Genomic DNA, 15,922 nt, shown 5'->3' with positions numbered 1-15,922 from the left:
GCCGGGCTTACTTGCCGAAGCCGCGGGCCAGGAACACCGCCACCAGCGGAATCAGTGCGATCAGGTGCGCCTGCACCATCACCAGCTTGCGCGTTTTCTTGATGTCGGCCTCGGCCGGCAGCTTGCCGGTGGCGCGCAGCGTCTTGCGCCAGCGGAAGTAGGTGAGCGTCGGGAAGATCGAGAGCACGCCCACGATGATGAACAGCCCCAGCTTCACGTGCAGCAGCGGGTTGGTCCAGTACCAGGCCGTGCCCTTCACGCCCCACCAGGTGCGCGCGATGCCCGTGGCGAGCACCGCGATGGCGGCAATGCCGTAGACCATGTCGACCTTGGCCAGCCGCTCGACCACTGCGGCGTTGAGCCACTGCACGCGGCATAGCGCCGCTTCGCTGGAAATGAAGACAACCATCGTGAGGATGGCAAGCAAGTGCAGGTACGCGAGGATGGCTTCGAGCGTCATCGATGGCTTTCTTCCGAGTGGGGTTGCAAATGCAAACAGATTGTGACGCCGCTGATGCGCCTCAGGCCCTTCCACCCCAGAATTCCGGGTTGCCGTATTGCTCCTTGAGGAAATCAAGCCACAGTCGCACCCGCAGCGGCAGGTGCTTGGCGCCCGCGAACACCGCGTAGATGCCGTTGGGCGGCGCGGCGAACTCGTCGAGCAGGGGCACGAGCAGGCCGGCATCGATCTCGGCCTCGACCTCCCAGGTGCTGCGCCAGGCGATGCCGTGGCCGGCCAGGCACCAGTCGTGCAGCACCTGGCCGTCGGAGCAATCGAGCGGGCCGCTGGGGCGCAGGTGGATCAGCTCCTGGGTGCCTTCCTCGTTGACGATGCGAAACGCCCAGCCGCGCGTCTGCGAGGCATCGCTCGACAGCGTGAGGCAGGCAAAGCGCGAGAGCTCGCCCGGGTGCTTGGGCATGCCGTGGCGGCGCACGAACTCGGGCGTGGCAACGCAGCGGCGGCGGTTGTCGGCGAGCCGCACGCTCACGAGCGATGAATCGGGCAGGTCGCCCACGCGCACCGCGCAATCGAAGCTCTCGCCGGTGACGTCGACCACGCGGTCGCTGAGGTTCAGCGAGATCGTCACTTCCGGGTGCAGGGCATGAAATCGCGGTACCAGCGGCGCGACGTGCCTGCGGCCGAAGCCCGCCGGCGCCGTCACGCGCAGATGGCCGCTGGCCTTGATGCCGCCGGCGCTCACGCTGGCTTCTGCGTTGGCGAACTCGGCCAGGAGACGCTGGCAGTCCTCGAGGAATGCGCTGCCTTCGTGCGTGAGCGTGATGCGGCGCGTGGTGCGCACCAGCAGCTTGACGCCCAGGCGCTCTTCCAGCGCATCGAGCCGGCGCCCCATGATCGCGGGCGCCACGCCCTCGGCCTTGGCCGCGGCCGTGAGACCGCCGCGGGTCGCGACCGAGACGAAGGATTCGAGCTGCTTGAGGCGGTCCATGGGGCGGAAACTATATCGCCCGCCGGTTTGCTGGTTAGCTGGGGGGCGCCTATTCGGGCCGTACGCCCGCCTCGCGCACCGCCGCGCCCCAGCGCGCATGCTCGGCCTTGACGTACTGCGCCGCCTGCTCCGGACTGCCGCCCACGGGCGTGCTGCCTTCGGCCAGCAGCTGCGAGATGGTCGCGGGCTTGGCCAGCGCCTTGTCGACGGCGGCATTGAGCTTCTTCACGATGTCGGCGGGCGTGCCGGCCGGCACCACGAGCGCCTTCCAGTCCACCGCCTCGAAGCCCTTGTAGCTCTCGCCCACGGTCGGCACCTCGGGCATCACCGGCAGGCGCTTGGCCGAGGTGACGGCCAGCGCGCGCAGCTTGCCGCCCTTCACCATGGCGAGCGCGCCCTGCGGCGTGGCGAACATGTAGTCGGTCTGGCCGCCAAGCAGGTCGGTGATGGCCGGCGCGGCGCCCTTGTACGGCACGTTGAGCACCTGGAACCCCGCGCGCTTCGCGAGCACCTCGCCGGCCATGTGGCCCAGCGTGCCGGTGCCGGCAAGCGCCTGCTTGATCTCGCCGGGCTTGGCCTTGGCGGCCGCGACCAGCTCGGCCAGCGACTTGTACGGCGCGTCCGCGCGCACCACCAGCACCACGGGCTGCGAGGCCACGACCGACACCGGCACCAGGTCCTTCAGCGCGTCGTAGGGCATCTTGGGGAACAGCGTCGGGTTGATCGCGAGGTTGGCGGTCTGGCCCAGGCCGATGGTGTAGCCATCGGGTTTGGACTTGGCGACCACGTCCATGCCGATGTTGCCGTTGCCGCCCGCACGGTTGTCGACGATGAAGGTCCACTTGGTGTCGTCGACGAGCTTCTGCGCGATGAGGCGCGCCACGATGTCGGTGGCGCCGCCGGGCGTGTAGGGCACGACGAGACGCACGGGCTTGTCGGGCCAGGCCGTGTCGGCAAGAGCGGGAGCGGCGTTCAGGCATGCGGCGGCCGCGGCGCACGCCAGCAAGGCGCGCCGTGTGATGAAAAACATGGGGTCAGTCTCCGAGGGTGATGTGTTGTGTTTCGAGCGCGGCGATTTCTTCGTCGCTGTAGCCCACTTCTTTCAGCAGCTCGCGGCTGTGCTCGCCGATGTGCGGCGGCTGCAGCCGGATGCCGGGCCGTTCGCCTCCCAGCGTGAACGGCATCAGCGGCACCTTGGCCGTGCTGCCGTCGTTCATGCGCACCGGCGCAAGGCCGCCGGTGGCGTTCAGGTGCGGGTCGTCGAACAGCTCCTGCGGCTTGGTGATGGGCGCGAAGGGCAGCTCGTTCTGCTCGAACACCGCGCTGAGTTCGGCCGCGCTGTGGTTCGCGAGGTGCGAGCGCAGGATGGGCATCATCCATTCGCGCGCCAGCACGCGGTCGTTGTTGGTCTTCAGGCGCGGGTCGGCCAGCATGTCCTCCAAGCCGAAGGCCTTGCAGAAGATGGCCCACTGCTTGTCGCTCACGGCCGCCAGGAAGATCTGCTCGCCGTCCTTCACGGTGAACACGTCGTACACGGCCCAGGCCGAGATGCGGCTGGGCATCGGGTCGGCCGCCTTGCCGGTGGCGGCGAACTGCATCATGTGCTGCGCGACCAGGAACACGTTGTTCTCGAACAGCGCGGACTGCACTTCGCAGCCCTTGCCGGTGAGGTCGCGCTGGCGCAGCGCGGCCATTGCGCCGATGGCGCCGAACATGCCGCCCATGATGTCGTTCACGCTGGTGCCCGCGCGCAGCGGGTCGCCCGAGCGGCCCGTCATGTAGGCGAGGCCGCCCATCATCTGCACCACTTCGTCGAGCGCGGTGCGGTGGTCGTACGGGCCGGGCAAGAAGCCCTTGTGGCTCACGTAGACGAGGCGCGGGTTGAGCTTGCTGAGCGTGTCGTAGTCGAGCCCCAGCTTCTTCATGGTGCCGGGCTTGAAGTTCTCGCTGACGACGTCGGCGGTGGCGACGAGGCGCAGCGCGGCCTCCACGCCCTCGGGCTTCTTCAGGTCGAGCGCGATGCTCTTCTTGTTGCGGTTGAAGGTCGGGAAGAAGCCCGAGCCCGAGCCGAGCAGGCGGCGCGTGTTGTCGCCCTCGATGGGCTCGACCTTGATGACCTCGGCGCCGAGGTCGGCCAGCAGCAGGCCGCAGGTCGGGCCCATGACCATGTGGGTGAACTCGACGACGCGGACGCCGGCATAAGGAAGAGGATTGGCTTCAGACATGTTGTGCGGTGTGTTCCTGGACGAAGCCCTTGGGCAATCCGGCTTCCGGCGTCATGCCGTAGACCGGCTCGCCCGGCAGGCCGGCCATGAGCGGCGCGCGCGCCGCGATGAGTTTCTGGATGTCGATGCCGGTGCGCACGCCCATGGCCTCGAACATGAACACAAGGTCTTCGGTGACGGCATTGCCCGAGGCGCCCGGCGCATAAGGGCAGCCGCCGAGACCGCCGAGCGATGCGTCGAAGGTACGCACGCCCTCGTCCCAAGCCGCGAGGCAGTTGGCGATGCCAAGTCCGCGCGTGTTGTGCATGTGGGCCGCACCGGCGTGCCTGCCGATCTCCGCGCGCAGCCGCTTGAAGAGGCGGCGCACCTGCGCGGGGTTGGCGTAGCCCACGGTGTCGGACAGGCCCGATTCGTCAGCGCCGGCCTCGATGCATTGCGCGGCCAGGCGGATCACGTCGTCTTCGGGCACCAGGCCCTGCAGCGTGCAGCCGAAGGCGGTGGAGATGCCGGCTTCGAGCTTCACATGCGGCGCAATGGCGCGGCGTAGATCGGAAATGGCGCGCACCTCCTCGACCATTTCGGTCGGTGTCTTGCGCACGTTGGCCAGCGAGTGCGCCACGCTGGCCGACACCGGCATCGTGAGCTTGTGCACGCCGGCTTCGAGCGCGGCCTGCGCGCCCTTGCGATTGGGCACCAGTGCCATCACGGTGAGGCCGGGCAGCGTGACGGCGTGGCGCACCACCTCGGCGGCGTCGGCCATCTGCGGCAGCAGCTTCGCGGGCACGAAGGACGCGACCTCGATCTCGCGGATGCCGGCGGCGTAGAGCGCGTCGATCCAGCGCAGCTTGTCGGCCGTGGGCATCGTGGCCTTGACCGACTGAAGGCCGTCGCGCGGGCCGACCTCGCTGATGAGGACGTCGGGGGGTGTCATCGGACTTGTCTCCTTCGATGGAATCGTGGAATCGCTTGACTGTTCTATCTTACAGAACTATATTCCGTTAAACAGAATTAGACCGTCGATCCACCCGACTGTCAAGCCGACCCATTCCCTCCCTCCTCCTCATGCCCCGCAAAGCCCAGACCGAATCCGTGTCCGACCTCAATGCCGCCCCCGGCGGCGCGGCGGCGGTCGACCGCGCGCTGAGCCTGCTCTCGGCCTTTCAGCCGGGCGACGAGGCGCTGTCGCTCGCGCAGTTCGCCGAGCGCACGCAGCTCTACAAGAGCACCGTGCTGCGACTGCTGGCCTCGCTCGAACATGCGCGGCTCATCCGCCGGCAGGACGACGGGCGCTATGCGCTGGGCATGGAGATCGCGCGGCTGCACGGGCTGTACGCGGCGTCGCAGTCGCTTGACCGCATCGTGCTGCCGGTGCTGCGCTCGCTCGCTGCAACAACGGGCGAAAGCGCGGCGTACCACGTGCGGCAGGACCAGGGCGACAGCTGGGTGCGCCTGTGCCAGTTCCGGGTCGATTCATCGCACGTGGTGCGCGACCACGTGCGCGTTGGCGATCTGCTGCCCAACGACCGGGGCGCGGGTGCGCGCGTGCTGATCGCCTTCGGCCCGGAGGCCGAGCAGCCGCGTGGCACGAAGGAACGCAAGCTGTACGACAGCATTCGCGCGCAGGGCTACTGCGCGCTGGTGGGCGACCGCACGGCCGAACTGGCGGGCATCTCGGCGCCGGTGTTCCATGCGGACGGCAGCCTTGCCGCGGCAGTCACGCTGACCATGCCCACGCACCGCTACGACGAGCGCTATATCGAGCCAGTGCAGGCTGCAGCGCGGGAGCTCGGCGGGCAGGTCTGAGCGGGCGGCGAATCAGGACTCGGCCTTGAAGCCCGAGTTCTTGATCGGCATTTCCCAGCGCTTCAAGTGCGCTGCCTGGATGGCTGCCAACTCGGCCGGCCCGGCATGCGCAGGCACCAGCCCCAGCGAATAGATCTTCTCCTGCACATCGGGCATGCGCAGCGCATCGGCCACGGCCTTGTCGATCCGTGCGACCACTTCGGGCGACATCCCCGGCGGGCCATAGAGGCCGAAGAACGCATCGGCCGTCACGTTGATGCCCGACTCCTTCAGCGTCGGCACGTCGGGCAGCGCGCGGCTGCGCTGCTCGCCCGTCACCGCGAGGATGCGGACCTTGCCGGCGCGGTGGTGCTCGATGGTTTCCGAGGCCGTGTCGACCATCAGCGGCACCTGGCCGCCGATCAGGTCTTGTGCAGCCGGCGCGCCGCCGCGGTAGGCCACGTGCGTCATCGGCACGCCGGCCGCCTGGGCGATCAGTTGTCCGGCAAAGTGCGGCACCGTGCCCGCGCCCGAGGTGGCGTAGTTGGCCTTGGCCGGGTTGGCCTTCATCCACGCCAGCACCGTCTTCAGGTCGCCGGCGGGCGCGCCGGGCCCGGCCGTCACCGCGAAGTCGAAGGTGCTGCCGAGCGCTATCGGGGTGAAGTCCTTCGCCGGGTCGTAGCCGAGGTTCGGATACAGCCACGGATGGATCACCATCGCGCCGCTCGGCGAGAACACCAGCGTGGTGCCGTCCGGTGCCGCGCGCTTGAGTTCGCCCAGCGCGAGCCGGCCGGCCGCACCGGGCTTGTTGTCGATGATGACGTTCTGCCCGAGCGACACGCGCATCTTCTCGGCGAGCACCCGCGCCACCACGTCCGCCGAGCCGCCCGGCGGAAAGCCGACCAGGATCCGCACCGTGCGGTCTTGCTGCGCGAACACCAGCGGCGCAGCGGCCGCGACGGCAAAGGCGGCAGCGGACTGCGCTGCGAACTGACGGCGTTTCATGGTCTTGTCTCCTCGGGGCGTTGTTGAAAAAGGAGTGCCGCCCTGCTCAGCGCAGCGCGGCCAGCACCGCGCGGTTCTGCTCGGGCAGGCCGATGCTGATGCGCAGCCACTGCGGCAGGCCGTAGTTGCCGAGCAGCGAAACCTCGATGCCGGCCGCCAGCAGGCGCGCATGCACGGCCTGCGCGTCGCCGACCTGCACCATCAGGAAATTGCCCGACGAGGGAACGTACTCGAGGCCCAGTTCCTTGAAGCCCGCAGCGAGCTGGTCGCGCCCGGCCGTGTTGAGCTCATAAGTGCGCGCGAGGAAGTCCGCATCGCCCAGCGCGGCCACCGCCGCGGCCTGCGCTGGCGTCGTCACGTTGAAGCGCGGGCGGTGCGCGTTCATGCGCGCCGTGAGCGCCGGCTGCGACACGCCGTATCCGATGCGCAGCCCGGCCAGGCCGAAGGCCTTGGAGAAAGTGCGCGCCACGACCAGGTTGGGCAGGCGTCGCACCCACTCGATGCTGTCGTAGCGCTGCGCAGGCGACAGGTACTCGGTGTAGGCCTCGTCGAGCAGCACCGTCACGTGCGCGGGCACCGATTGCAGAAAGGCCAGCAGCGGCGCAGCATCGATGAAAGTGCCGGTCGGGTTGTTCGGGTTGGCCACGAACACCAGCTTCGTGTCGTCGCCGATGGCAGCGCGCATGGCGCCCAGGTCGTGGCCGAAGTTGAGCGAGGGCACGACAGTTGCGTGCGCATGGACCTGCGCCGTGGCCTGCGCGTAGACGACGAAGCCGTACTGCGAATAGACGACGCCCTCGCCGGGCTTCAGGCTGACCTGCGCCGCGAGATGGAGGATTTCGCTCGATCCGCTGCCCAGCGTGAGCCAGTCGGCCGGCACGTCGAGCCGCGCGGCCAGCGCGTTCTTCAGCGCGGTGCCGTTGCTGTCGGGGTAGTTGCCAGCGCCTGCGAGCGCGGCGGCGGCCGCGCGGCGGGCCGATTCGGGCATGCCGAGGGGGTTTTCGTTGGAGGCCAGGAGGATCATGGAAACGGGTCGGGATTTATTTAAGAAGTTAAATATATCCCTCGCCTGCGGCGTTCTTATCAGTGCCTACCCTTTGCGCCCCAGGCCGCTCGCCAGCGATTACCTTCATTTTTGTCACGGATAAATCCCGCTTCCGGCTCTTACTCGCCAGCAAAGTATCGAATAAAGTTCGCCCCAGGATTGCATTTTTCTCAAGGAGAAACCCCATGACCGCCCGCACCACCGCCCACGGACTCCAGGTCGCGACCGAGCTCCACCGCTTCATCGAAGACAAGGTCCTGCCCGCCAGCGGCGTGGCCAGCGACGTCTTCTGGAAGGGCTTCGACGCCATCGTCAGCGACCTCGCGCCGAAGAACATCGCCCTGCTCGCCGAGCGTGACCGACTGCAGAGCGAACTCGACGCCTGGCACAAGAAGAACCCCGGCCCGATCGCCGACATGCCGGCGTATCGCGCCTTCCTCGAGAAGATCGGCTACCTGCTGCCGCAGCCCAAGGGCACGAAGGCCAGCACGGCCAACGTCGACTCCGAACTCGCGCTGCAGGCCGGCCCGCAGCTGGTGGTGCCCATCCTGAACGCGCGCTACGCGCTCAATGCCGCCAACGCACGCTGGGGCTCGCTGTACGACGCGCTCTACGGCACCGATGCCATCTCCGAAGCCGACGGCGCCGAAAAGGGCAAGGGCTACAACCCCGTGCGCGGCGCCAAGGTCATCGAGTTCGCGCGCAACGTGCTCGACCAGGCCGCGCCGCTGGAAAACGGCTCGCACAAGATGGCCACCGGCTACAGCGTGAAGGACGGCAAGCTCGTCGTCACACTGCAAAGCAGCAGCACCGGCCTGGCCGATGCCTCGCAGTTCATCGGCTACCAGGGCGACGCCGCCGCGCCGTCGTCGGTGCTGCTCAAGCACAACGGCATTCACCTCGACATTCGCATCGACCGCAGCACGCCGATCGGCAAGAGCGACGCGGCCGGCGTGAGCGACCTGGTGCTCGAAGCCGCGCTCTCGACCATCCTCGACCTCGAAGACTCGGTGGCCGTGGTCGATGCGGCCGACAAGGTGGTCGCGTATTCGAACTGGCTCGGCATCGTCGAAGGCACGCTGACGGAAGAAGTCGCCAAGGGCGGCAAGACCTTCACGCGCGGCCTCAACCCCGACCGCGAATACACGGGCGCCGACGGCAAGCCCGTCAAGCTGCACGGCCGCTCGCTGATGTTCCTGCGCAACGTGGGCCACCTGATGACCAACCCCGCCGTGCTGTATGCCGGCGGCAAGGAAATCCCCGAAGGCATCCTCGATGCCGTGGTGACCACCACCATCGCCACCATCGACCTGAAGCGCAAGGGCAACTCGCGCACCGGCAGCATCTACATCGTCAAGCCGAAGATGCACGGCCCGGCCGAAGTGGCCTTCGCGAGCGAGCTGTTCGGCCGCGTCGAGCAGTTGCTCGGCCTGCCCGCCAACACCGTGAAGCTCGGCATCATGGACGAGGAGCGCCGCACCAGCGTGAACCTGAAGGCCTGCATCGCCGAGGCCGCCGCGCGCGTGGCCTTCATCAACACCGGCTTCCTCGACCGCACCGGCGACGAAATGCACACCGCCATGCAGGGCGGCCCGATGATCCGCAAGGGCGACATGAAGTCCAGCGCGTGGATCGGCGCCTACGAAAAGAACAACGTGCTGGTCGGCCTGTCGTGCGGCCTGCGCGGCAAGGCGCAGATCGGCAAGGGCATGTGGGCCATGCCCGACCTGATGGCCGCCATGCTCGAACAGAAGATCGGCCACCCCAAGGCCGGCGCCAACACCGCCTGGGTGCCCTCGCCCACCGCCGCCACGCTCCATGCGCTGCACTACCACCAGGTCAGCGTGACCGCGGTGCAGCAGGAACTGGAAAAGATCGACGCCGACGGCGAGCGCGACAACATCCTCAACGCGCTGCTGCAGGTGCCGATCGCGGCCGACGCCAAGTGGACTGCCGAAGAGCGCCAGCAGGAAATCGACAACAACGTGCAGGGCATCCTCGGCTACGTGGTGCGCTGGATCGACCAGGGCGTGGGCTGCTCCAAGGTGCCCGACATCCACAACGTCGGCCTGATGGAAGACCGCGCGACGCTGCGCATCTCCAGCCAGCACATCGCCAACTGGCTGCTGCACGGCGTGGTGACCAAGGCGCAGGTCGACGAGACCTTCCAGCGCATGGCCAAGGTGGTCGACGAGCAGAACGCGGGCGACCCGCTGTACCAGCCGATGGCCGGCAACTTCACGACCTCGTCGGCCTACAAGGCGGCGCAGGACCTGGTGTTCAAGGGCATCGAGCAGCCGAGCGGGTATACCGAGCCGCTGCTGCATGCGTGGCGGTTGAAGGTCAAGGGCGAAGCCTGAGACCCGATCAGGCAAAGCAAGCCAAGCCACACAAACGGCACCTTCGGGTGCCGTTTTTTATGCGCCCGGCGCTTTCTTCCTGGAGGCCCTCTTGAGCTGCGGCGTCATGGATAACTGCCGGATTTCCCGGCGCAACTCTCGTTCGAGTTCCTGCTCGGTCGGCAGGTGCAACTGGTAGCGGCTGGCGAAGATATTGCGCTCCTGCTGCTCGCCCAAGGTGTACTTCACCACGGCATCGTTCTTGTCCGGGCAAAGGATCACGCCCAAAGTCGGGTTGTCGCCTTCAGTGCGACGCTCGCGGTCGTAGTAGTTCACATAGAACTGGATCTGACCGAGGTCGCCATGAGTCAGCTTGCCGACCTTGAGATCGATGAGCACATAGCACTTGAGCACTGCGTGATAGAAGACCAGATCGATGTAGAAGTGGTCGCCGTCGATGGTGATGCGCTCCTGACGCGACACAAATGCAAAGCCCTTGCCCGGCTCGAGCAGGAAGGTTTGCAGGTTGTCGATGAGCGCCTGCTCCAGCTTAGACTCGACCAGCCTCGGGGACTCCGGCAGGCCGAGGAACTCAATGACTACCGGGTCTTTCAAGGCATCGAGCGGCTGCATCACCTCCTGGCCGTGAGTTGCCAATCGCATCAACCCCCTCTTGTCCTTGCTTTTGGCCAGGCGGTCGTACAGCAGGCTGGCCGTCTGGCGCTGGAGCTCACGCACGGACCACGCGCTTCGGATCGCTTCGATCTCGTAGAAGGCACGCGCTTGCGGCCTCGTCACACGCAAGAGTTGGCGGTAGTGACTCCACGAAAGAGACGGGTGCAGCAATCCGGGGCACCAGTCCGTGCCGCCATCGGATTTCCGAGACGGCGTCTCGGAACTGGCTTGAAGAGGCAGCACCAGCGGTGCGGTCGATTTCCGAGACGCCGTCTCGGAAATCAGTTGCGGATAGTCCAGATAGAACTGCCTGAACGCTTCCAGGTTGTCCACGGAATAGCCGCGACCAAACTCGGCATTCAGGCGGGTCGACAGATCGGCAAGCAGCTTGGCGCCATAGCCCGCTCGGCGCCGCCCTCGCTGCTCTTCCTCGACGATCTCGCGTCCGATCAACCAGTTGGCCGCGACCTGTGTCGTGTTGACCGTACGCGCTACACCGGCACGTGCAGCATCCAGGATCTCGCGCACACGGCTGAAAAGCGGCTGCGCGGCTGGCGCACCCTTTGCCGTGCGGGTACTGGGGGAGGTGGAGGGCGTTGGCAATGCGAAGCTCTGAAGAGTTGTCTGGAAATTATGGGGGTACCTGTCATGCTCAGTCGAATGCGCACAAAGCGTCGCCGCCGCGACTACGCGCGCTCCATGATCAACTAGCATCCAGGTCGCCCATCCTTCCTGGCCTCTCGCCCCATGAACCCGAACGCGGCATCCAAGCCCGCGGAGCGCACCGGCAACCCCGGCTCCAGCTCACGCTTTTTCCGCTGGTCCGACTCGACCACCGCGATGCTGATCGCCCTCGCCACCGCCTTCGCCCTGAGCCAGGCCTTCCGCACCGTTGGCGCCATGATGGCCACGCCCCTCAGCGGCTACTTCGGCCTGACGCCCCAGCAACTCGGCATGTGGGCAGGCACCTTCCACTTCGCCTTCGGGATCATGCAGCTCGCGATGGGCGTGTCGATCGACATCTTCGGCGTGCGCCGCACGGTGCTGACAGCCTTTCCCCTGGCCATCGCTGGCGCAGCGCTGTGCGCGGTGGCGCCGAACTTCCACGCACTGCTGCTCGGGCAGGCGTTGATCGGCGTCGGTTGCGCGCCGGCGTTCCTGGCCTGCACGGTGTTCATCGCGCGGCATTTCGATGCCTCGCGCTTCACCGCGATGTCGGGGCTGGTGATGAGCATGGCCGGCATGGGCATCCTGTTCACCGGCACGCCGCTGGCCTTGCTGATCGAGGCTGCGTCCTGGCGCGCCGGCTACGCGGTGCTGGCCGCATTCGCGGTGCTCTCGTGGCTGGTCATCTTCTGGCGCGTGCGCGAGCCCGCTGCACTCGCGAACCCGCAGCCCGTGCCAGCCGAGCGCCAGTCGCTGCGCAAGGCCGTGCGCGAACTGGTGCCTCTGTTCGCGATGCCCCATACGTTGGGGCTGGTGTGCTTCGCCTGCGTGTCGTACGCGGCATTCATCACGCTGCGAGGCCTGTGGCTCGGCCCGGTGCTCCACGACCGCCACGGCCTCTCGCTGGTGGCCAGCGGCAACGTCGCACTGGTGATGACCGTCGCCGGCATGATCAGCCCGATGCTGTTCGGCCGCATGGACCCGGGCGGCGCGCGGCGCACGCGCTGGATGATGGGATGCGCGTTCGCCGGTGCGCTGATGTTCGGCGCGATGGCGCTCACGCATTCGCGCATCGTGGACATCGGCCTGCCGATCATCTATGGCCTGCTGTCCGGCTACAGCGTGCTGCAGTACGCGTACACCAAGAACGCCTACCCGGCCGCCATGACGGGGCGCGCGATGGCGCTGATGAACATGGCCATGTTCCTCGGCGTCTCGCTGATGCAGTGGACGACCGGCGTGGCCGCATCGTGGGCTGTGGCGCATGAGGTCGAGCCGTACCGCGCGGTGTTCCTCACGGTGGCGGGCATGCTGGCCGCGGGCACGATTGCGTTCCTCGTGCTGCCGCGGGCGCCGGCGCGAGCTGGCTAGCGCTTGATCGCCAGCATCAGCACGCCGCCGGCGATCAGCCAAAACGCTTTCGCACCTCCCATTGGCTGAGTCTGCGCATGGCGGAGGCGTACACATGATCGCGCCCATACATCTCCCGATGATCGGCTGAACCGAAGGCCGGCTTTTCGCAACCGCCGCGCCGCGTGACCGGGCAGCGGCGCAACAGGTCGTAGTACGTCACATCGAGCATCGTCCGCCGCAACTCGGGCAGCGGCGCGAGCGTGACCTCGAACCAGCAGCCATCGATGCGGTGCCATTGCGTGACCTCGTCGATCACATGAAAGACAGGCGCCTTGCCGGCCGGCGGCCTGCTCCACGCGGCGCGATAAGCCAGCTTCTGCGCCTTGCGCGCTTCATGCAAGCGCCGGTTGGGCAGCAGGATGCCGGTGACCGGATGCACGAAGAGTTCCACATGTGCCGCTTCACTCAGTAGCGTGCGAAGGCGGCTCCGCCACCGCTCGGCAGGCACCCACCCCTGGCCGTCGCGCAGTTCGGCCCTGCGCTCCACGAAGCCGTCGATGTGCTCGAAGATGTGCGCCTGCACCGTGCTGCGGCGGTCAATGCCGCTACAGAGTTCGGCGTACACCTTGTTCCACGGCCGGTGCACCTGCTTGTGCAACCAGCGCTTGAGCGGCGCGAGGTTTTCGCTGAGCCACTTCGGGTGGGCATGGCCGCGCTTCATGCCCAGGTGCGACCCCCGGTCCTTGCTGTTGCGCCACTTGCGCCCATCTCCCTGCACGCGCCAGCCGCCTCGCGGCCGCTCGACGATGACCTTGTCCATGTCTTCACGCATCGTCGCCCCTCCCGCCCAGGCTGCGCGCAGCCTTCTGCAGCGCCACCTTCTGCGCACGCCGTTCCGCGCGGTGCGTACGCAGGTGACGTCCCGCGCCCTGGCTCGATTCGCCGCGCGCCATCGCAGCCACCACTGGATTGCGAGGTGCCGCAGTCGGCACCGAAAAATAGAACCGGCCCAGACGCTTGTCGTCGTCGCGGGCCTTTCGTTGAGCACTCATGTGCACACACTCCAAAAACAAAAAGGCCCCGGCGAATGGCTGCGCGGGGCCTTTGTCGACGGGCCTCGGCGGATGCGTGGATGCACGTCCGGCCGGGGCGGTCGGTGTGCGGGTCAGGTGTTCAGGAAACGGTTCATTGAATTGGTTTGTCGCCCGGGAGGTTGGTCGTCGCCAGGCGCGGTGAAAAGAAAATGTTGCTGAAAAACGAAGGGCGGATTCTGTCGAGCGCGCTCGTGATGCGCAAGCGCCGCACGCGCGGTTGTGGCGCAAAGCCGACGCGTGAATCCAGTTGCGCGGCCGCGCCGTATTCGACTCAAGCGCATCGCGCCTCCGAGCTGCCGGCGGTTTCCGCAGAGAACTTCAAGAACCATTCTTTTCAGGAGCCTTCAATGAAAAAACTCATGATTGCAGTCGGCGTTTCGGTCCTGCTCGGCGCTTGCGCGGGCGGCATGGGCGGCAGCAGCGGCGGCATGTCGTCGACGAACCCGATGGTCGGCGGCGCCGCGATGTACCCGACGAAGGACATTGTCGACAACGCCGTGAATTCGAAGGACCACACGACGCTGGTGGCCGCAGTGAAGGCCGCGGACCTGGTCGGCACGCTGAAGAGCCCCGGCCCGTTCACCGTGTTCGCACCGACCAACGCGGCCTTCTCCGCGCTGCCGGCCGGCACTGTCGACACGCTGCTCAAGCCCGAGAACAAGCCCACGCTGACCAAGGTGCTGACCTACCACGTGGTGCCCGGCAGGATGGACGGCCCGGCGCTCATGAGCGCCATCAACGCAGGCGGCGGCAAGGCCACGCTGAAGACCGCGAGCGGCGGCACGCTGACCGCGACGATGAGCGGCAGCAACGTGATGGTGACCGACGCCAAGGGCGGCACGGCGATGGTGACGATCGCCAACGTCTACCAGTCGAACGGCGTGATCCACGTCGTCAACAAGGTGCTGCTGCCGGGTTGATCGTCGGTCAGCTTCGCTGCGCGGCCTCGGCTTCGTCGCGCAGCCACTGCGCGAAGTCCTGCGCGTCGCGGTTGCCCGCGGCGCGCCTCGACATCTCGATGAAATAGCCGCGGTGCGATGCGGCGCCTTCGCCGAGCGGCGCCACGAGCCGGCCATCGCGCACCAGTTCGCTCAGCAACGGCAGCCGGCCGATCACCACGCCCTGCCCCGCCACCGCGGCGGCCACGGCATCGGCGTACTGCGTGAAGCGCAGCGTGCTCTTCATGCGCAGGTCTTCCAGCCCCATCACCTTGAGCCAAGGCTCCCAGTCGGCGGTCGGGGCTTCGCTGTGGTCGGGGTATTCCACGGTCAGCAGCGTGAGCTTCGAAAAGTCCGAGAGCTGGCGCAGCGATGCGGCAAGCTGCGGCGAACACAGCGGGATGACGGACTCCTCGAACAGCGCCGGTCCGATGCCGCGGCCGATGGGCGCGAAGCGCACGGCCAGGTCGATGCGGCTGCTTTCCAGGTCGAGCACGTCGAGCGTGGCCGACACGCGCACGTCGACCTGCGGATGGCTGCCGGTGAAGCGCGCCAGTTTGGGAATGAGCCAGATCGATGCAAAACCCGGCGTGGTGGTGATCGCCACCTGGCGCGGCGCCGAACTCGCACGCACGCGCGCCGTGGCGTCGCGCAGCCGCTCCAGGCTGTCGGTAACGGCTCGCTGCAGCACGCCGCCGGCCTCGGTGAGCGCCAGCGCGCGGTGGCGGCGCTCGAACAGCAGCACGCCCAGGCTGGCTTCGAGTTGCTGGATCTGCCGGCTGACGGCCGATTGCGTCAGGTGCAGTTCGCCAGCCGCCAGCGTGAAGCTCAGCCGGCGCGCGGCCGCCTCGAAACTGCGCAGAAGTTCGAGCGGCGGTAGCTCGCCGCTCATGGCGCCTGGGGCTTTCGCATTCTCTGAGTGCATGCAACGAGTTCCGAATGACCGTGTGCAAAGGGGAGGTCGGCTCACTATATTCATTCGTATCACGAATGCAATGGAGCTTGCCATGAGCACCTCTTCTTCCAACACCTCCCGCTTCCACGTCAACCTGCCGAAACGTTCCGTCTTCACCGTGCCCGACGGCGCGGGCGTGGGCATCGAGTGCCGCAGCGGCTCGGTGTGGGTCACGCTCGACCGCGATACGCGCGACATCGTGCTGGAGCCCGGCGACCGCTTCGAGAGCACCGACCACCGGCGCGTGCTGGTGTCGGCGCTGGAGCCGTCGTGCATCACGGTGTCTGACGCACAGCCGGCCGCGATGCCGCTGCCCGCGCGTTCGCGTGCATGGTCGCCTTGGCGACTTCTGCCCCACGGGTTGTCCCCGGCTTGACCGTGCTCCATGGGCGCCGAA

At 67.3% G+C, this 15,922-nt stretch carries 16 protein-coding genes; 5 read left to right on the top strand and 11 right to left on the bottom strand.

Features of this window, described 5'->3' with window-relative positions; translation table 11 throughout:
* Window positions 1-7: 7 nt before the first annotated feature.
* The 5 genes from BMW87_RS14390 to BMW87_RS14370 all read right to left on the bottom strand — a co-directional run bounded on the left by BMW87_RS14390 (window position 8) and on the right by BMW87_RS14370 (window position 4,604).
* Window positions 8-460 (bottom strand): DUF2214 family protein, encoded by a 453-nt coding sequence (locus BMW87_RS14390; protein ID WP_093054094.1) that lies wholly within the window; start codon window positions 458-460, stop codon window positions 8-10.
* Between the two features lie 61 nt (window positions 461-521).
* Window positions 522-1,448, bottom strand: coding sequence for a LysR family transcriptional regulator (locus tag BMW87_RS14385; RefSeq protein ID WP_093076999.1), 927 nt, complete (start codon window positions 1,446-1,448; stop codon window positions 522-524).
* 49 nt (window positions 1,449-1,497) lie between these two features.
* Window positions 1,498-2,478, bottom strand: a complete 981-nt coding sequence (locus BMW87_RS14380) for a Bug family tripartite tricarboxylate transporter substrate binding protein (RefSeq protein WP_093076998.1) — start codon at window positions 2,476-2,478, stop codon at window positions 1,498-1,500.
* A gap of 4 nt (window positions 2,479-2,482) precedes the next feature.
* Window positions 2,483-3,673 (bottom strand): CaiB/BaiF CoA transferase family protein, encoded by a 1,191-nt coding sequence (locus BMW87_RS14375; RefSeq protein ID WP_093076996.1) that lies wholly within the window; start codon window positions 3,671-3,673, stop codon window positions 2,483-2,485.
* Complete coding sequence (locus BMW87_RS14370; RefSeq protein ID WP_093076995.1) at window positions 3,666-4,604, bottom strand: hydroxymethylglutaryl-CoA lyase; 939 nt, start codon at window positions 4,602-4,604, stop codon at window positions 3,666-3,668. The genes BMW87_RS14375 and BMW87_RS14370 overlap by 8 nt, the downstream gene beginning before the upstream one ends.
* 131 nt (window positions 4,605-4,735) lie before the next feature.
* On the opposite strand from BMW87_RS14370, the gene BMW87_RS14365 reads away from it, so the two are divergent.
* The gene (locus tag BMW87_RS14365) at window positions 4,736-5,476 is read left to right on the top strand and encodes an IclR family transcriptional regulator (protein ID WP_093076993.1); all 741 of its coding nucleotides are present in this window, start codon (window positions 4,736-4,738) and stop codon (window positions 5,474-5,476) included.
* Window positions 5,477-5,488: 12 nt separating this feature from the next.
* Here BMW87_RS14365 and BMW87_RS14360 read toward each other — a convergent pair whose 3' ends face one another.
* Window positions 5,489-6,460 carry a Bug family tripartite tricarboxylate transporter substrate binding protein gene (locus tag BMW87_RS14360; RefSeq protein ID WP_093076992.1) on the bottom strand — a complete coding sequence of 324 codons (972 nt, stop codon included), beginning with the start codon at window positions 6,458-6,460 and terminating at the stop codon, window positions 5,489-5,491.
* Window positions 6,461-6,506: 46 nt separating this feature from the next.
* Window positions 6,507-7,484 (bottom strand): histidinol-phosphate transaminase, encoded by a 978-nt coding sequence (gene hisC, locus BMW87_RS14355; RefSeq protein WP_093076990.1) that lies wholly within the window; start codon window positions 7,482-7,484, stop codon window positions 6,507-6,509.
* A 206-nt stretch (window positions 7,485-7,690) separates the two neighbouring features.
* On the opposite strand from hisC, the gene BMW87_RS14350 reads away from it, so the two are divergent.
* Window positions 7,691-9,865 (top strand): malate synthase G, encoded by a 2,175-nt coding sequence (locus BMW87_RS14350; RefSeq protein ID WP_093076988.1) that lies wholly within the window; start codon window positions 7,691-7,693, stop codon window positions 9,863-9,865.
* 57 nt (window positions 9,866-9,922) lie between these two features.
* On the opposite strand, the gene BMW87_RS14345 is transcribed toward BMW87_RS14350, so the two are convergent.
* Window positions 9,923-11,122, bottom strand: coding sequence for a PDDEXK nuclease domain-containing protein (locus tag BMW87_RS14345; RefSeq protein ID WP_256216764.1), 1,200 nt, complete (start codon window positions 11,120-11,122; stop codon window positions 9,923-9,925).
* A 144-nt stretch (window positions 11,123-11,266) separates the two neighbouring features.
* On the opposite strand from BMW87_RS14345, the gene BMW87_RS14340 reads away from it, so the two are divergent.
* Window positions 11,267-12,556 (top strand): MFS transporter, encoded by a 1,290-nt coding sequence (locus BMW87_RS14340; RefSeq protein ID WP_093076987.1) that lies wholly within the window; start codon window positions 11,267-11,269, stop codon window positions 12,554-12,556.
* A 34-nt stretch (window positions 12,557-12,590) separates the two neighbouring features.
* On the opposite strand, the gene BMW87_RS14335 is transcribed toward BMW87_RS14340, so the two are convergent.
* Entirely contained in the window at window positions 12,591-13,370 is a 780-nt protein-coding gene (locus BMW87_RS14335) for a hypothetical protein (RefSeq protein WP_093076985.1), read from the bottom strand.
* Window positions 13,363-13,590, bottom strand: coding sequence for a hypothetical protein (locus BMW87_RS14330; protein WP_093076983.1), 228 nt, complete (start codon window positions 13,588-13,590; stop codon window positions 13,363-13,365). Before BMW87_RS14330 ends, BMW87_RS14335 begins: the two co-directional genes overlap by 8 nt.
* Window positions 13,591-13,979: 389 nt before the next feature.
* On the opposite strand from BMW87_RS14330, the gene BMW87_RS14325 reads away from it, so the two are divergent.
* Entirely contained in the window at window positions 13,980-14,552 is a 573-nt protein-coding gene (locus tag BMW87_RS14325; protein ID WP_093054272.1) for a fasciclin domain-containing protein, read from the top strand.
* Window positions 14,553-14,559: 7 nt separating this feature from the next.
* Here the strand turns inward: BMW87_RS14325 and BMW87_RS14320 are convergent, their stop codons facing one another.
* Window positions 14,560-15,495 carry a LysR substrate-binding domain-containing protein gene (locus BMW87_RS14320; RefSeq protein WP_093076982.1) on the bottom strand — a complete coding sequence of 312 codons (936 nt, stop codon included), beginning with the start codon at window positions 15,493-15,495 and terminating at the stop codon, window positions 14,560-14,562.
* 82 nt (window positions 15,496-15,577) lie between these two features.
* On the opposite strand from BMW87_RS14320, the gene BMW87_RS14315 reads away from it, so the two are divergent.
* Complete coding sequence (locus BMW87_RS14315; protein ID WP_093054270.1) at window positions 15,578-15,901, top strand: DUF2917 domain-containing protein; 324 nt, start codon at window positions 15,578-15,580, stop codon at window positions 15,899-15,901.
* The last annotated feature ends 21 nt before the right edge of the window (window positions 15,902-15,922 follow it).

Origin of the sequence: Variovorax sp. OV084, assembly GCF_900111625.1 — a bacterium.
In the GTDB taxonomy this organism is placed as follows: Bacteria; Pseudomonadota; Gammaproteobacteria; order Burkholderiales; family Burkholderiaceae_C; genus Variovorax.
The sequence above is the reverse complement of the archived record's forward strand: the minus strand, read 5'-3'. Positions and strand labels throughout refer to the sequence as shown.

What these genes read in the sequence shown, in the direction of transcription:
- BMW87_RS14340 (WP_093076987.1), top strand. Translation starts at nt 11,267, where the DNA reads ATGAACCCGAACGCGGCATCCAAGCCCGCGGAGCGCACCGGCAACCCC.
- BMW87_RS14365 (WP_093076993.1), top strand. Translation starts at nt 4,736, where the DNA reads ATGCCCCGCAAAGCCCAGACCGAATCCGTGTCCGACCTCAATGCCGCC.
- hisC (WP_093076990.1), bottom strand. Translation starts at nt 7,484, where the DNA reads ATGATCCTCCTGGCCTCCAACGAAAACCCCCTCGGCATGCCCGAATCG.
- BMW87_RS14370 (WP_093076995.1), bottom strand. Translation starts at nt 4,604, where the DNA reads ATGACACCCCCCGACGTCCTCATCAGCGAGGTCGGCCCGCGCGACGGC.
- BMW87_RS14390 (WP_093054094.1), bottom strand. Translation starts at nt 460, where the DNA reads ATGACGCTCGAAGCCATCCTCGCGTACCTGCACTTGCTTGCCATCCTC.
- BMW87_RS14385 (WP_093076999.1), bottom strand. Translation starts at nt 1,448, where the DNA reads ATGGACCGCCTCAAGCAGCTCGAATCCTTCGTCTCGGTCGCGACCCGC.
- BMW87_RS14350 (WP_093076988.1), top strand. Translation starts at nt 7,691, where the DNA reads ATGACCGCCCGCACCACCGCCCACGGACTCCAGGTCGCGACCGAGCTC.
- BMW87_RS14325 (WP_093054272.1), top strand. Translation starts at nt 13,980, where the DNA reads ATGAAAAAACTCATGATTGCAGTCGGCGTTTCGGTCCTGCTCGGCGCT.
- BMW87_RS14330 (WP_093076983.1), bottom strand. Translation starts at nt 13,590, where the DNA reads ATGAGTGCTCAACGAAAGGCCCGCGACGACGACAAGCGTCTGGGCCGG.
- BMW87_RS14375 (WP_093076996.1), bottom strand. Translation starts at nt 3,673, where the DNA reads ATGTCTGAAGCCAATCCTCTTCCTTATGCCGGCGTCCGCGTCGTCGAG.
- BMW87_RS14320 (WP_093076982.1), bottom strand. Translation starts at nt 15,495, where the DNA reads ATGCACTCAGAGAATGCGAAAGCCCCAGGCGCCATGAGCGGCGAGCTA.
- BMW87_RS14360 (WP_093076992.1), bottom strand. Translation starts at nt 6,460, where the DNA reads ATGAAACGCCGTCAGTTCGCAGCGCAGTCCGCTGCCGCCTTTGCCGTC.
- BMW87_RS14335 (WP_093076985.1), bottom strand. Translation starts at nt 13,370, where the DNA reads ATGCGTGAAGACATGGACAAGGTCATCGTCGAGCGGCCGCGAGGCGGC.
- BMW87_RS14380 (WP_093076998.1), bottom strand. Translation starts at nt 2,478, where the DNA reads ATGTTTTTCATCACACGGCGCGCCTTGCTGGCGTGCGCCGCGGCCGCC.
- BMW87_RS14315 (WP_093054270.1), top strand. Translation starts at nt 15,578, where the DNA reads ATGAGCACCTCTTCTTCCAACACCTCCCGCTTCCACGTCAACCTGCCG.